Here is a 14,287-nt window from a genome sequence, read left to right on the forward strand (position 1 = left end):
TTTAGAACTACTCCATTGTCTTTTATCTCGAAAGCATATTTATCACTATTTAATATATAGCCTTCTGGTGCCTTAGTTTCAACATAATAATAACTTCCATAAACTAAGTTTTCAAATTTAACTAAGCCTTTTTTATCTGTTACAGCACTTTTAATTTCTTTATCAGATGAATCATAAACAGTAAATTCTGCTCCCTCTAGCGGAACATTATCTTCATTAAATTTATTTATTTGTAGTGACCCTTTAATAATTTCATTTTCAAATGTGTAAGATATATTCTTATTATCATCTGCACTATTTATAGTAAACTCATAAATATTATTTTGGTTTAAAATATATCCTTCTGGTGCTACTACTTCTTTTACAGTGTATGGTATATCAAATTTAATTTTATTGAATTTTAGTTCACCCTTTTCATTAGTTTCTCCTGTAGCTATTACATTGTCATATCTATCTATTAAATTAAATTTTGCTCCCTTAAGTGTTTTATTATCCTTATCTACTTTTAAAACTGTAATTGATCCTCTTGTACCTATTGCGCTACCACCACCAGATTGAAATTCAACCTTAATATTATTTGAAGTACTTTCTTCCTTTCCATTTCCTCCCTTAAATTGTATTGTATTAGAAAATGATTGTTTATTTTTATCTATAACATTTGTCCTAAATGTTAATAAATATGGTTTATCTACTTCATTTGAAAAATTAAATATAAATTTTCTAGTATTAGTATCATATTGGACACTATTTTTATCTAACTTAACAGCTTCTCCCTTGATTAATTTTCCATCAGAATTCAAAGTTTGATTATATAGCTCTACTGTTGCTGTATCTAATTCTAAGCCCTCTTGTAAATTATCTTCAAGAATTACTTTTCCCATTGGAATGGAATTAGAATTTATAATAACATTCCAGTCTATATAGTCATTTCCCAATTGATAATTAGCAGCTTTACTAATTACTGTATTATTAATTGGTTTTTCTGCAGTAACAGATACCCTTGATGGTATAACATCCCCACTTATACTAGCTGTATTCTTCACTTTCTTCTGACCATTTGTATAAAAAATAGAATTATCTATAATTTTAGTTTTAAAAGTAATTTCATATACATCATCTATTTCTTTATTAAAATTATAAGTTAAAGTTCCTGTTTTTTCTGTATCATTAGCATCTGCCTTTTTATAATTAAATAAACTATTATCAGCATTATTGTTTATACCTGCAGAATCTTCAACATATTCTTGACCTAAAGGAATATTATCTGTAACTACTACTTGTCCTAACTTAGTTTTATTATTATTAACAAATATTCTCCAAGTAATTGTTTTGTTTACAGCATCATAACTCTCTGCTTTTTTATCTATAACATTACTAGTAACCTCTTGTTCTGCTTTGCTGCTAACTTCATTTGATATATTATCTGCCGTCATAGTTGAAGTATTCATATATTTCTTTTTATACACATTTCCTGCATAAACACTACTATCAGTTACTTCTGTTTGAAAAGTAATTATATATTTTTTATTAATAGTATCTTTAAAGTTATACGTAATAGTTCCTGTTTTTATCAAATCACCTTCTGAAGCAACTTCATATTTAAATTTATTAGTATCAGGACCTTCACCCTCTATTTTAAAACTTCCCTCAACATACTTTTGTCCAACTGGAATTTCATCTTTTACAACTGGATTTTTAAGTTCTACTTCATTACTATTAACTTCAATTTGCCATGTTAAATAATGCTTTGATGTATCATACTTATCTTTATAACTTTTTCTTAAAATATTACTACCTACTCCTACAGTATAAGAGGCATATGGCTTACCTTCTATGCCTTCTTCTATAGTAGCTGTATTTTTAAAATTAGTTGTTCCATTAATTTGATAAGCTTTTTCATTTACTACTTTAGTAGAAAAAGTAATTATTTGTTGAGTATTAATTGTTCCAACAAATGTATAATCTAATGTTTTATTTACTTCATTATATTGATAAGTATTATTCAATATATTGTTCACTTTAAATGAATCTTTTACAAACTCCAATCCTTCAGGTATAACATCTTCTACTCTTAAGTTTTGTAAAGATAATGAATTATTATTTACCTTAATTGTCCAATTTATCTTTTTCTCATTAGCATCATATGAAGCAGACTTTTCAATATAATTTGTCTTAACATCAACTGAAGCCTCCTTTGACTCCTTGTTGATATTATTATAATTAACTATTGCCTTATTAGTTAATTTTACAGTTTGTCCTTGCTCCTTTGGGAGAATATTAATATCACTTATTCTTGTCTTAAAAGTAATTGTATATTTTTTGTTCACCTCTTGATTAAATCCATAAGTCAATGTTCCAGAATTTGTACTATCATTTTCTGCTGCTACATAAGAGAATCCATTTTTATCAGCACCATTATCTATTGTAGCTGTTCCTTGTATATATTCTTGTCCTAGAGGAATATTATCTATTATTTTAGGATTTATAACATTAACATTTTCTTTATTAAATTCTATATTCCAGGTAATCTCATTTTTACTTCCATCATACTTACCAGTTTTTTCTATTGATGCTTCTGGAATAGGGTCTTGTTTAAATTTTATTTCCACTATAACTGGTTCTGATTGCCCTGATAGTTCAAATGGAATTCGTTCAATTTCTCCATTTCCAATATTATTTCTATCAAATTTTGTTTCTAAATAAAAATTTCCCTTTACATTGGAATAATCTCCAGTATAATCTGTAAACTCTATATTTATTTCTCCACTTTTATTAAAGTGAGCTTTAGCAACTAGTTCCTTTTCTTCATCAAATAAATCTTCAGTAAAATCACTTATTAATTCAATTTGATTAGGTATTTTTACTTTAAAAGTATCTCCTTTTTTTAAATCCTTGGTATTCGGAATTTCGAAATTAAAATTAACACGTACCTCTGAAGATTTATCAATATCCTCTTTTAAAGGCTGTCCCTGAAAATCAGTTAATTGAATTGATGTAATAAATTTAAAATTTGTATTTTCTTCTGCTTTTACTATATTTGTAGAATTAATACCATAAAATAGTTGCAAAATTAATGATATTAATATAAAAAAAGTAATTTTTTTACTTCTTTTCATATATTCTCTCCCCTTTACATAATAATTATTTTTATATAATAAATATTATATAAAGTTATTCTCACAAAAAACTCACAAAAAACAACTATTCATATAAATAGTTGTTTTTAGTACTAGTTTATTTTAATTCTACAAAAAGTAATTGACTCTGTATCTATAAGCTATTTATTAGTTCTAAGTAGAGTTTTTCTGTTGAACTACGTGGTACAACATCTAATTCTGCTCTAAGGGAATTCTTTAAGGTTTTAAATGTATTTATAATTCCAATTTTATTCTTAAATTGAAATTCATTCTTCATAGCTAAATCAATTAAGTCTTCATCTAATGAATTTTCCTTTATAATTCTCCTTAAAATCTCCTCTGATTTATAATAACTTCCTTTGTTATAATAATACATACTTAACTTTTTCCCTATATTTAAGAAAAATCTATCTAATTCCTCTTTTAAGTCTATTGCCCAAATATAATCTTGATTTTGAAATAAGTTACCATTATAAATTTTTATTATCTTTTCATATTTATCTTTATTTTCATCACTTAAATCTAAATTTAACATCATAAGATCTTCACATTCCCAAAGATCACAATACATATTACTTATATTAATACTATAATATCCTTTTTCATAATTAATTATATTTTCTATTCCATTAGCCTTTAGTGATTGTTTCAATCTATATATACTATTATGTAGATTATGTAATGCTTTTGCAGGCTCTACCGTTGGCCAAAGGAGTTCACACAGTTTCCATTTATCTATGGCTTTCCCCCTCTTCGTAACAAAATATGCAAATAACTCTTCCACTTTTGCCGTTGGCCATTTAATTAGTTTATTCTCTATATTTCCATAAGCCTCAAATTTTCCTAATGTAAAAATTTTATTTCTTTTTTCTTCTTTTTTTAAAAAACTAATTCCATTTTTATACTTAAGTATTTTTCTTACAGCTATATTTATATCTTCTTCTGTTATAGGTTTAACTATATAGTCAATTGCATTAACTTTAAATGCTTGTAATGCATATTTTTCATAAGCAGTTACAAATATAATTTGTACATTATTATTGATTTCGTTAATTCTTCTAGCTACCTCAATACCATTTATCTTAGGCATATTAATATCTAAGAAAATAACTTCAGGACATAATTCTTCTATTTTCTCTAATGCCTCATACGAATCATTAAAGCATCCTACAACATTTAAATATTTATTTTTTCCTATAATTATCTTCTCTATCTCCGATATTAAATTATCATCCTCAATAATTATAGTCCTCACACTAATCTCCCACTTTCATTAAATAATTTAATATCTATATAATATCTCTTTTTGTAACATTTTGAAAGTATTTTCCAATTTTTTATCGAAAAAATTTAAACTTTTTTTCATTTTCCATGATTTGCTTTTTAAGTATATTTAATATACAATATATAAATNTTAAATTAAATTTTCCAGATAAAGTGAAAAAACAAAATACGGCTACAGCTGCTAATATATTAGAAGTATTAAATATTATTTGATGAATCAAAGTATCACAGTTTAAATTAAGCTCTATAGAATTATTATCACTCTTATCTTAACTTTATAGAGCTTAATCACTAATAATAAAGTTATTTAAGGAGGTATATTATTATGTCAAATTCAACCTTTAAGGTATATGATAGAAATGTAAAAGAAAACAAAAATAGATTAAGAAAAGCTGGTGAAATACCTGGTATCATTTATGGTGAATTTCTTAATAAGAATATTCCAATAAAGATTTCTGATGCAGAGCTTACAAGAATGTTTAAGCTAAATAATAGTGGATCTATAATAGAAATTTTACTTGAAAATAAAAAAATAAATTGTGTTGTTAAAGAAGTTCAGAAGAATGAAAAAAATGAAGTTCTTCATGTAGATTTCCAATATGTGAAACCTAATGAAATAATTAAAATGAGGATTCCAATTAAATTTATTGGACAAGATGTTTTAGAAGGAAAACGTCTTACTTTAGAAACATATACACAATATATAGATTTACAAGGAGACGTAGAAAAGATTCCAGAATTTATTGAATTAGATGCTTCTGATTTACAACTAGATGACAAGATTTTTATTAAGAATATTGATATTCCAGAAGATGTAACTGTAACAAATGATCCAGAAACTTTATTAGCTGTAGTAAGTACTCAATATTTTAGTTAATTTATTTATATAAATTTAAAAGGATGATTCCATGATAGAATCATCCTTTTTGTAATTAAATGGGTTTACTACATACTGCACTACATAGTATTGGCCAAATATACTTTAATTTAAAGAAATCTCTGAGCTATGTATAAAAAAGAGCTTAAATTAAAATTTAAACTCTTTTAATAAAATGCAATTATAATATTTTATAGTTCCTCTCCATTGCTAGCGATAACTGTCTTATACCAATAGAAACTCTTTTTCTTACTTCTTTTTAAAGTTCCATTGCCTTCATTATCTTTATCAACATATATAAAGCCATAACGTTTCTTCATTTCACCAGTTGAAGCTGACACTATATCTATACAACCCCATGGTGTATATCCAATTAAATCAACTCCATCTTTGATAACTTCTTTCATAGCCTTAATATGTTCACTTAGATATTCAATTCTGTAATCATCATTTATAGAACCATCCTCTTCAACTTTATCAACGGCACCTAATCCATTTTCAACAATAAATAATGGTTTTTGATATCTATCGTATAATGAATTACAAGTTATTCTAAGTCCTAATGGATCTATTTGCCATCCCCATTCTGAAATTTTTAAGTTTGGATTTCTAACAGTTTTAAATACATTTCCTGCTGTTTGTCCCTTTAATACTTCTGGGTCTGTACTTGCACATCTACTTGAATAATAACTAAATCCAATGAAATCTACAGTATTATTTTTTAGTATTTCTACATCATTTTCTGCAAACTCTATTTCTATTCCCTTTTCTCTTAAGAATCTTTTTGCATATCCAGGATATTCACCTCTTGATTGAACATCTATAAAGAATAGATTTTCTCTATCCTTTTCTTTTGCGTGTAGAACATCTTCTGGATTACATGAATATGGATAGAACTCACCAGCTGCAAGCATACATCCTACCATTGACCCTGGAATTATTTCATGAGCCATTTTTGTAGCTAAAGCACTTGCTATAAGTTCATGATGTGCAGATTGATATTTTACTTGAAGTTCATTATCTCCTTCTTCAAATCTCACACCTGCTCCCATAAATGGAAGATGTAATATCATATTTATTTCATTAAATGTCATCCAATATTTAACCTTATCTTTATATCTGTTAAATATTGCTTCACAGTAATTTAAATAAAAATCTATAAACTTTCTATTTTTCCATCCGCCATGTTTTTCAATAATACCTATAGGAGTATCAAAATGACAAATAGTAACTACTGGTTCTATTCCATACTTTAGCATTTCATCAAAGATTTCATCATAGAATTTTAAACCTTCTTCATTTGGAGTTTTTTCATCTCCATTTGGAAAAATTCTTGACCAAGCTATAGATATTCTTAGACATTTAAATCCCATTTCAGCAAATAATGCTATATCTTCTTTGAATCTATTATAAAAATCAATTGCTTCATGAGAAGGGTAATACTCATTTTCTAAAGGTCTTAGAACATCTATCTTCCCCTCCATAACCTTACGTCTATTTTCTCCAGCAGGGCAAAGATCTACTGTAGTTAGTCCTCTTCCGCCTTCCTTATAACCACCTTCACATTGGTTGGCAGCAAGAGCACCTCCCCACAAGAAATTTTCTGGGAATCTATTAAAATCCTTAATCATTTTTTACCTCCATAACTTCAAGTCTCTTTAGTATTATTTTCAATAATAACTGTGGCATATGTCTTTAAAACACTTTTTATCATGCCACAGTTTAATAATTTTTAAAGAATGCTTATAATAGCATCACCAGTATTAACTCTCTTTACACCTCTAGCCAATACTTCTAAATAATCATTTGTATTTGTAACTATAACAGGTGTTGTTAATTCATAACCTTCTTTTTTAATAGCTTCTGTATCAAATTCTAGTAAAGTATCTCCTACATTTACTTTATCACCATCTTTTACATGAGCTGTAAAGTGCTTACCTTCTAGTTGAACTGTGTCCATTCCAACATGAATAAGAATTTCTGTACCATCTTCAGATTTTAATCCTATTGCATGCTTTGTTTTAAATATTGTTTGAACAACTCCCTTTATTGGAGACACAACTTTTCCTTCTAATGGCTTAATAGCTACACCTTTTCCCATCATTTCTGATGCAAAAGTTTCATCATTAACTTCGCTTAAAGGTAATATTTCTCCCTTAATAGGACTTGCAATAATAATTTCTCTGCCTAATTTTTCTTTAACAATTTCTTCTTCTTTATCTTTGTATAAAACTAAACAAGTTGCAAATGAAACAGCAACACTAATAACTGCTCCTATACAAGCATACACAAAGTTCATCATTGAATCTCCACCAATATAGCTTGGTAAAGTTAAGAATCCTGGAGAACCACCTGAATAATTACATACACGGAATAATCCTAAGAATAATCCACCAACTGCTCCACCTATCATAGATGAATATAATGGAGTTTTAAATCTTAAGTTTACACCATATAAAGCTGGTTCAGTAATACCACAAACTCCAGTTATACCTGCTGAAGATGCTAATTGTTTTATTTCTGAATCCTTAGTTTTTAATGCTACCGCTAAAGCAGCTCCACCTTGAGATACGTTAGATGCTAACATTCCTGGGTAAATAATAGTATCATATCCCATAGTCATACGATTGTTTATACCTATTGGAACAAGTCCATAGTGAGTACCTGTCATAACAAATAATGGTGTTAATCCACCTAATAATGTTGGAACTAACCAGCTAGCATAAGTTTCTATAGTTTTAATTCCTAATCCTACTTTATCACTTATTATATATCCTAATGGTCCAACTACTACTAATAAAACTATTCCTGTTACTACTGCTGTAATTAATGGCTTAGTGAAGAACTTAATAGCCTTTGGTGATACTTTATCTGCTATTGGTTCAACATATGACATAAACCAAACCCCTAGTATTATAGGTAATACGCTTGAGCTATAAGATGCTAAAGAAATAGGTAATCCAAATACTGATAAAGATGTACCAGTTTCTTTTGCAGTATTAACCATTGTAACAAAAGTTGGGTGTAATAACATTCCTCCAAGCATCATTGCTAAGTATTGATTACATTTAAATTTCTTAGCAGCTGAATTTGCAAGAAGTACTGGTAAGAAATAGAACGCAGCATCTGCCATAAAGTTTATAACTTGATAACTTTGTGAAGTTGTAGTTATTAACTTAAATGCAGTTAATAATGAAAGAACTGCTTTCATCATACCAGCTGCTGTTATAGCAGGTAATATCGGTGTAAATATACCTGTTACTGTATCTATAACTTTTGCTATTGGCTTACGGTCATCTACTTCTTCAGAGTTGTTATCTTTAAGGTTTTCTAATTTAGCTATTTTAGCTATTTCTTTATAAACATTATTAACATCATTACCTATAATTACTTGATATTGACCTCCATTTTCTACAACTCCCATAACACCTTTAATATTTTTAATTTCAGCTGTTTTAGCTTTTGAATTGTCATTTAAATTAAATCTTAGTCTTGTTGCACAGTGTGTTAAATTTGATACATTTTCTTTTCCGCCTATTTTTTCTAAAATGGCTTTAGCTAAATTTTCATAATTCATAGCTTAATTCCTCACTTTCAAAATTTAAATTATTTAAGTTTTGAAGAATTAAGGTTTTGCCTGATCGAATCAGTTACAATCCTATGAAACTTCTTGTTATAAAATTAATTACCTGCTATCTCCTCCAATCATTGATTATTTATCAGTATATAATAAAAAACCTAAATTAACTTATAGACAACCACTGCATTGACTGTAGACAGCCAATAATTAAAAATGTAGAATGTAGAATTATTGAAGTAATTTGTTCCAAATTACAAATAAGATTTTTAAACTCTTCAGGAGTTTATTCCTTTATTTTACATTCTTAATTTTTCATTTTACATTGCGCTTCAGCGCACTTCTTGTGGTTAAACTTCTGTTAACTTAGGTTTTGCCTGATCGAATCAGTTACAATCCTTATAAAGTTAAATATTTTCTAATAGCTTTCGTTTACAACTCTAGCTGTATGAACTATAAGATATAGTTTTTCTTCCTTTGTTAGTTCATTTCCAAATTTCTTTTTTATAAATCCATCAATCTTTTTAGTACATTCATAGGATTCTGGATATTTATATTTAATCATTTCAAATAGTTCATTATCATTATCCTCATAATACTTTCCATTTACCAATCTTTGAGCAAAAAACTTTAAATGAGTAACAAATCTATAATAATTAATTGACTCTTCATCAAAATCCATATTGAAATGATATTTTACTACTTTTAAAACTTCATTTATTAAATTTATTATATCTACTATTTGTGGCATATCTTGGCTTAATTCACCATTTAAAATATGCATAGCTATTGCAGCTGCTTCGTCCTCTGGAAGTTCTATTCCAAGTCTATTTTTTATTATTTCTAATGCCTTAAGACCTATTTCAAATTCTGTTTTATGCAGTCTTTTTATATCCCAAAGCATAACATTTTTCATTTCTAAATTATTTCCGTGTCTGCTTATAGAGAGGCTTATATGATCAGTAAGGGTTAAGTAAATATTCTCATTTAATTTTGTATTTAATTTTCCCTCTGAATATGCAATAATTTCTTCTGCAATTTCCAAATTTTCAACAGGAATATCTTTAACTAATGCAATTAACTTCTCATTGATGCTTTTATTTCTTAAAACAAATATCTTGTCAATCTTGTCCTTATCAACCTCATCACCCTTCTTTTTTTGAAAAGCTATACCTCTTCCCATCACTACAGCTTCTTCATCATTTTCATTAATAATCGTAATGACATTGTTGTTTAACACTTTATTAATAAGCATATCTCTAACTCCTTTTGTATAATTTCCTATTAGAAATATAGAATATATTTTATCTAGAATCATATAAAAAAACCTAAACCAATATCAAATAGTTATAGTACTCCTACTAAAACTAATTTGGTATCAATTTAGGTTTTGCCTGCTTTCCAGTAACAATCCACAAATGAATTCTCATCGATATGTCATTATTGTAATATACAGTGTAAACATTGTCAACTTATTTGTATAAAAAAGTTTAATTTTATATTATTTATCGTTTAAATTTAGTATATTTTCAGTTGAACTCGCTCTATTTAAAGCCATTGTAAATACTTCTTCACTCTGTGCTCCACTTATTAAAAATTTACCATTAATAATGAACGTTGGTACAGAAGTAATAGAGTAATTTCTAGCTAAATCTTCATCTTCTCTTACTTCTTTTTTGTATTTATCACTATTTAATACTTTAATTGCTTCTTCCTTATTTAATCCAATACTACTTGCAATATCTGTTAAAGTATCAAAATCACTTATGTTCTTGGAATCTGTGAAATATGCTTTAAATAAAGCCTCTGTCATTTCAACATTTTTGCCATAATCCTTTGCAAAGTGAATCATACGATGTGCATCAAAAGAATTAGTAAGTACTGCCCCATCAAAGTTATAATCTAAGCCTAAGGTTTTAGCTTGCTTTACTATATTATCATTATTAGCTTTTGCCTCTTCTAAAGTCATCCCATATTTTTTAGAAAGAACTTCATTAATATTATTATTATTTACCCTTTCAGCATTAGGATTTAATTCAAAACTCCTAAATACTACTTCTACCGCCTCTTTATTTTCAAATTTATTTAAGGCATTTTCAAATCTACGTTTTCCCATATAACAAAATGGACAAAATATATCTGACCAGATTTCTATTTTCATATATTATTCCTCCTTTATTTAATAATCTATATATAAGGTAATATAACATAGTTCACCTATATATTCTACATATATTTTACACCTTATAATCTTTAAAAATATATCATAAATATTTTTAATAAATTAATCATAATTTTGAAAATATAATAATAATTATACATTAGTTTAGTTTAATTACTGTATTATTTAAACTTCTCCTTTGAACTTTTTTTAAACAGTTCAAAATATCTATCCTTTTTAAATTTTTTCAAAAGTAGAAACAGGTTTATCTGTTTCTACTTTTTTGAACTTATTTTATAAATAAAAAAGCTACCCTAAGGTAGCCTTATTTATATTAGCAATGAGTTTTTGTATCTTATTCATTTCATTTATATACTATTGAAATATAGAGTTTCTTTATTATTATGAATTTNNNNTAATTACACTTTCCACTAGGTTTGCAACACTTTCACAAGCATCACAACATTTTTCAAAATACTTTAAAGTATCTGTCCAAGTCATAAGTTCTATTGGATCCTTAGAAGTAGTGTATAAATTTCTTAAAGTATTAAAGTATAGTTTGTCTCCTTCTTCTTCTAAATCATTTATACTTATAATTAATTTTTTAAGTTGTGAAGATTTTTTAAAGTTGTAGAATTCTGCCATTATATTTTTAAGACCATTACAATTTTTTATAATAACATTTGAAAAATCTATAGCTTCTTTTTTTATTTCTGTAATATTATACATATATATTCTTGTTAAAATTTCTTCTATATCATCTGTAACATTATCAATATAATGAGCTATATCAATAATATCACCTCTTTCAATTGGTGTAATAAACTCTTTAGCTAATTTATTCATCATTTCATGCTTCTTTACATCAGCGGTATGTTCTATCTCATGCATTTCATATATTTTATCTTCAATTGTCTCTAAATTAAAATTCAATAGTGTCTTTTGAAGTAAATTAGCAGCTTCACATGAATAATCTACTAATTCAGCTAACATATTAAAATAATTATTTTCTTTTTTTCCTAACATTATATATTACTCCTCTATAGTTTTATTCTAAAATATCCAAATAAATAATTCAGCCATTAAAAATCCTATTAACCCACAGCCTGGAAAGGTTAAAATCCAAGTCCAAACCATCTCCTTAACTACACCCCAATTAACTGAGCTAAGCCTTTTTGCAGCTCCTACTCCCATTATTGCAGTTGTTTTTGTATGTGTTGTACTTACAGGAATTCCTGTTAGTGAAGATATTAAAAGACATCCAGCACCTGCTAAGTCTGCTGAAAAACCTTGGTATTGCTCAAGTTTAACCATATCCATTCCAACAGCTTTTATTATTTTATATCCTCCTATAGATGTTCCTAGTGCCATTACTAGTGAGCAAAGTATCATAAGCCATACAGGAATAACAAAGTTTTGAACATCAGCCTTTCCATTTGCTAAGAATATTCCAAGCATAAATACACCCATAAATTTTTGTCCATCTTGCGCCCCATGCATAAATGCCATAGCTGCTCCACCACTAATTTGAGAATACTTAAAAAATCCACTTGTTTTTCTGCGATCAACTCTTCCAAAAATTAACCCAATAATCTTTACTGTTATCCAGCCCATTCCAAAACCTAAGAATGTAGATAATAAAAGACCATATATAACTTTTATCCACTCGCTTCCATTAATACCACTCATACCTTTTTGCAAAGCAATTGCTGCACCTGAAATTCCTGCAATTAAAGCATGGCTTTCACTTGTGGGTATTCCAAAATACCATGCTGCTGTTGCCCATACAACTATTGCAAATAGAGCTGCACATAATGCTATTAGTGAATAATGTGAGTCACCACCAAAATCAACCATATTATATATTGTTTGTGCTACATTTGCATTAATCATTGTCATAAAAAAAACACCTAAAAAATTAAATATTGTAGCCATAAAAATGGCAGCACGAGGTCCTATTGCTCTAGTTGAAACACATGTGGCAATTGCATTAGGAGCGTCTGTCCATCCATTAACTAAAATTACTCCTAGGGTTAAGATAACAGTAATTAGTAATGGTAGGTTGTCCACTAGTTGTCCTAAAAATTCAAAAAAAGAAATTGTCATTAATTTTCTCCTTTCTGTTTATGTATATATTGTTAAATTATTATCTATATTCTAACAATATAACTTTTTTTATAAATTTTCAATTATGTTTAATAAAAAATAGTCTAAGTTTTTTAAACATAGACTATTTTCTGATTATTTATTCTATTTTATGTCCTGAGTTTTCTAAACAAGATTTAATTGAAGTTTCTGTTGCTGGCTCATTATAAATTACTTCTACTGTACCTCTTGCAACATCCACACAAACCTTATCAACTCCGTCTAACTTTTCTAAAGAGTTTTTAACTTGGGTTTTCATATTTTCATTTGCTATATCATTAATTTTATAATGTACTCTTTCCATATAGTATCTCCTTTCTTATTTCTTCAAATATAGTATGCACATTTATTTAGAAAAAATAGATAATTTGATAGCCATATTTAAGTAGATTTTTTTTCTAAAACCTTAATCAGCAATGATTTTATGTAGAATTTGCTTATTTGTCTTTTTTTAGACATAAAGAAAATCCCCTTATAGCTTCACTTAAAGAAATTTTTATAGCCTTTTCTTTTATGTGTCTACTATAAAGGGATTATAATAATTTTTAATTATAAAATGTGAACTATTTTCAACCTATTTTTCAATCTATATTTTTCAAAATATAAATGTGTTCCAGCAATTACTAGTAGAATTGCAAATTCTAAAATAATATTAGAATTGGTAACTCCAGTTGCAGGCAATAATTATTTACCTATTGATTAATTATTACCTGAATTATTCCTTCTACCATTATTGGTTCCACCATTATTGGTGCCGCCATTATTGCTTCCACCATTGTTGTTTCCTCCATTGTTAGTTCCTCCATTGTTGCTTCCACCATTGTTACTTCCACCATTGTTGGTTCCGCCATTGTTGGTGCCGCCATTATTTGTTCCGCCATTATTGCCTTTACTTACAACTAAGTCTTTAATGGCATTTTCTATATCTTCTTTAGCTTTATTGACTTCTTCTTCAGTAGCATTTAATTTAGTAAAGATAGCTTTTGCTTCTAAAACCTTTCCTTCTAAAGCAGTCCATGATTCATTAGTATAATCTTTCTTATTTAGATTAGAAACTTCAGCAATAGTATTAACTAAATCAAGAGTTGAAACTTGTACATTTCCTT

Annotated in this window: 10 protein-coding genes and 1 pseudogene; 1 reads left to right on the forward strand and 10 read right to left on the reverse strand. The window is 27.4% G+C overall.

Going from position 1 to position 14,287, the window contains the following annotated elements; genetic code table 11:
• Together HUJ77_RS14705 and HUJ77_RS14710 are read right to left on the reverse strand one after the other, a co-directional pair.
• A partial coding sequence (locus tag HUJ77_RS14705) for a collagen binding domain-containing protein (protein ID WP_291709920.1) occupies window positions 1–3,116 on the reverse strand: 3,116 nt, incomplete at its 3' end.
• A 154-nt stretch (window positions 3,117–3,270) separates the two neighbouring features.
• The gene (locus HUJ77_RS14710; protein WP_291709922.1) at window positions 3,271–4,392 is read right to left on the reverse strand and encodes a response regulator; all 1,122 of its coding nucleotides are present in this window, start codon (window positions 4,390–4,392) and stop codon (window positions 3,271–3,273) included.
• A 354-nt stretch (window positions 4,393–4,746) separates the two neighbouring features.
• On the opposite strand from HUJ77_RS14710, the gene HUJ77_RS14715 reads away from it, so the two are divergent.
• Window positions 4,747–5,298, forward strand: a complete 552-nt coding sequence (locus HUJ77_RS14715; protein ID WP_291709923.1) for a 50S ribosomal protein L25 — start codon at window positions 4,747–4,749, stop codon at window positions 5,296–5,298.
• Window positions 5,299–5,489: 191 nt separating this feature from the next.
• Here HUJ77_RS14715 and HUJ77_RS14720 read toward each other — a convergent pair whose 3' ends face one another.
• The 8 genes and pseudogenes from HUJ77_RS14720 to HUJ77_RS14755 all read right to left on the reverse strand — a co-directional run.
• Window positions 5,490–6,929 (reverse strand): 6-phospho-beta-glucosidase, encoded by a 1,440-nt coding sequence (locus HUJ77_RS14720; protein ID WP_291709924.1) that lies wholly within the window; start codon window positions 6,927–6,929, stop codon window positions 5,490–5,492.
• 101 nt (window positions 6,930–7,030) lie between these two features.
• The gene (locus HUJ77_RS14725) at window positions 7,031–8,875 is read right to left on the reverse strand and encodes a beta-glucoside-specific PTS transporter subunit IIABC (protein WP_291709925.1); all 1,845 of its coding nucleotides are present in this window, start codon (window positions 8,873–8,875) and stop codon (window positions 7,031–7,033) included.
• Window positions 8,876–9,293: 418 nt separating this feature from the next.
• Window positions 9,294–10,130, reverse strand: a complete 837-nt coding sequence (licT, locus tag HUJ77_RS14730) for a BglG family transcription antiterminator LicT (protein WP_291709926.1) — start codon at window positions 10,128–10,130, stop codon at window positions 9,294–9,296.
• A 246-nt stretch (window positions 10,131–10,376) separates the two neighbouring features.
• Window positions 10,377–11,036 (reverse strand): DsbA family oxidoreductase, encoded by a 660-nt coding sequence (locus HUJ77_RS14735; RefSeq protein WP_291709928.1) that lies wholly within the window; start codon window positions 11,034–11,036, stop codon window positions 10,377–10,379.
• Window positions 11,037–11,438: 402 nt separating this feature from the next.
• Window positions 11,439–12,062 (reverse strand): DUF47 family protein, encoded by a 624-nt coding sequence (locus HUJ77_RS14740; RefSeq protein WP_291709930.1) that lies wholly within the window; start codon window positions 12,060–12,062, stop codon window positions 11,439–11,441.
• Window positions 12,063–12,089: 27 nt separating this feature from the next.
• Window positions 12,090–13,142 carry an inorganic phosphate transporter gene (locus HUJ77_RS14745; RefSeq protein WP_291709932.1) on the reverse strand — a complete coding sequence of 351 codons (1,053 nt, stop codon included), beginning with the start codon at window positions 13,140–13,142 and terminating at the stop codon, window positions 12,090–12,092.
• Between the two features lie 139 nt (window positions 13,143–13,281).
• Window positions 13,282–13,485, reverse strand: coding sequence for a cation transporter (locus HUJ77_RS14750; RefSeq protein ID WP_291709934.1), 204 nt, complete (start codon window positions 13,483–13,485; stop codon window positions 13,282–13,284).
• A 395-nt stretch (window positions 13,486–13,880) separates the two neighbouring features.
• Window positions 13,881–14,287 (reverse strand): annotated as a pseudogene (locus HUJ77_RS14755) (hypothetical protein); the annotation flags it as partial.

The sequence above is a fragment of the Clostridium sp. genome, assembly GCF_021443865.1.
Lineage (GTDB): Bacteria > Bacillota > Clostridia > Clostridiales > Clostridiaceae > Clostridium.

Excerpts from the sequence above, each read along its gene's own strand:
- HUJ77_RS14715 (WP_291709923.1), top strand. The coding sequence starts at position 4,747 with ATGTCAAATTCAACCTTTAAGGTATATGATAGAAATGTAAAAGAAAAC.
- HUJ77_RS14720 (WP_291709924.1), bottom strand. The coding sequence starts at position 6,929 with ATGATTAAGGATTTTAATAGATTCCCAGAAAATTTCTTGTGGGGAGGT.
- HUJ77_RS14725 (WP_291709925.1), bottom strand. The coding sequence starts at position 8,875 with ATGAATTATGAAAATTTAGCTAAAGCCATTTTAGAAAAAATAGGCGGA.
- licT (WP_291709926.1), bottom strand. The coding sequence starts at position 10,130 with ATGCTTATTAATAAAGTGTTAAACAACAATGTCATTACGATTATTAAT.
- HUJ77_RS14735 (WP_291709928.1), bottom strand. The coding sequence starts at position 11,036 with ATGAAAATAGAAATCTGGTCAGATATATTTTGTCCATTTTGTTATATG.
- HUJ77_RS14745 (WP_291709932.1), bottom strand. The coding sequence starts at position 13,142 with ATGACAATTTCTTTTTTTGAATTTTTAGGACAACTAGTGGACAACCTA.
- HUJ77_RS14750 (WP_291709934.1), bottom strand. The coding sequence starts at position 13,485 with ATGGAAAGAGTACATTATAAAATTAATGATATAGCAAATGAAAATATG.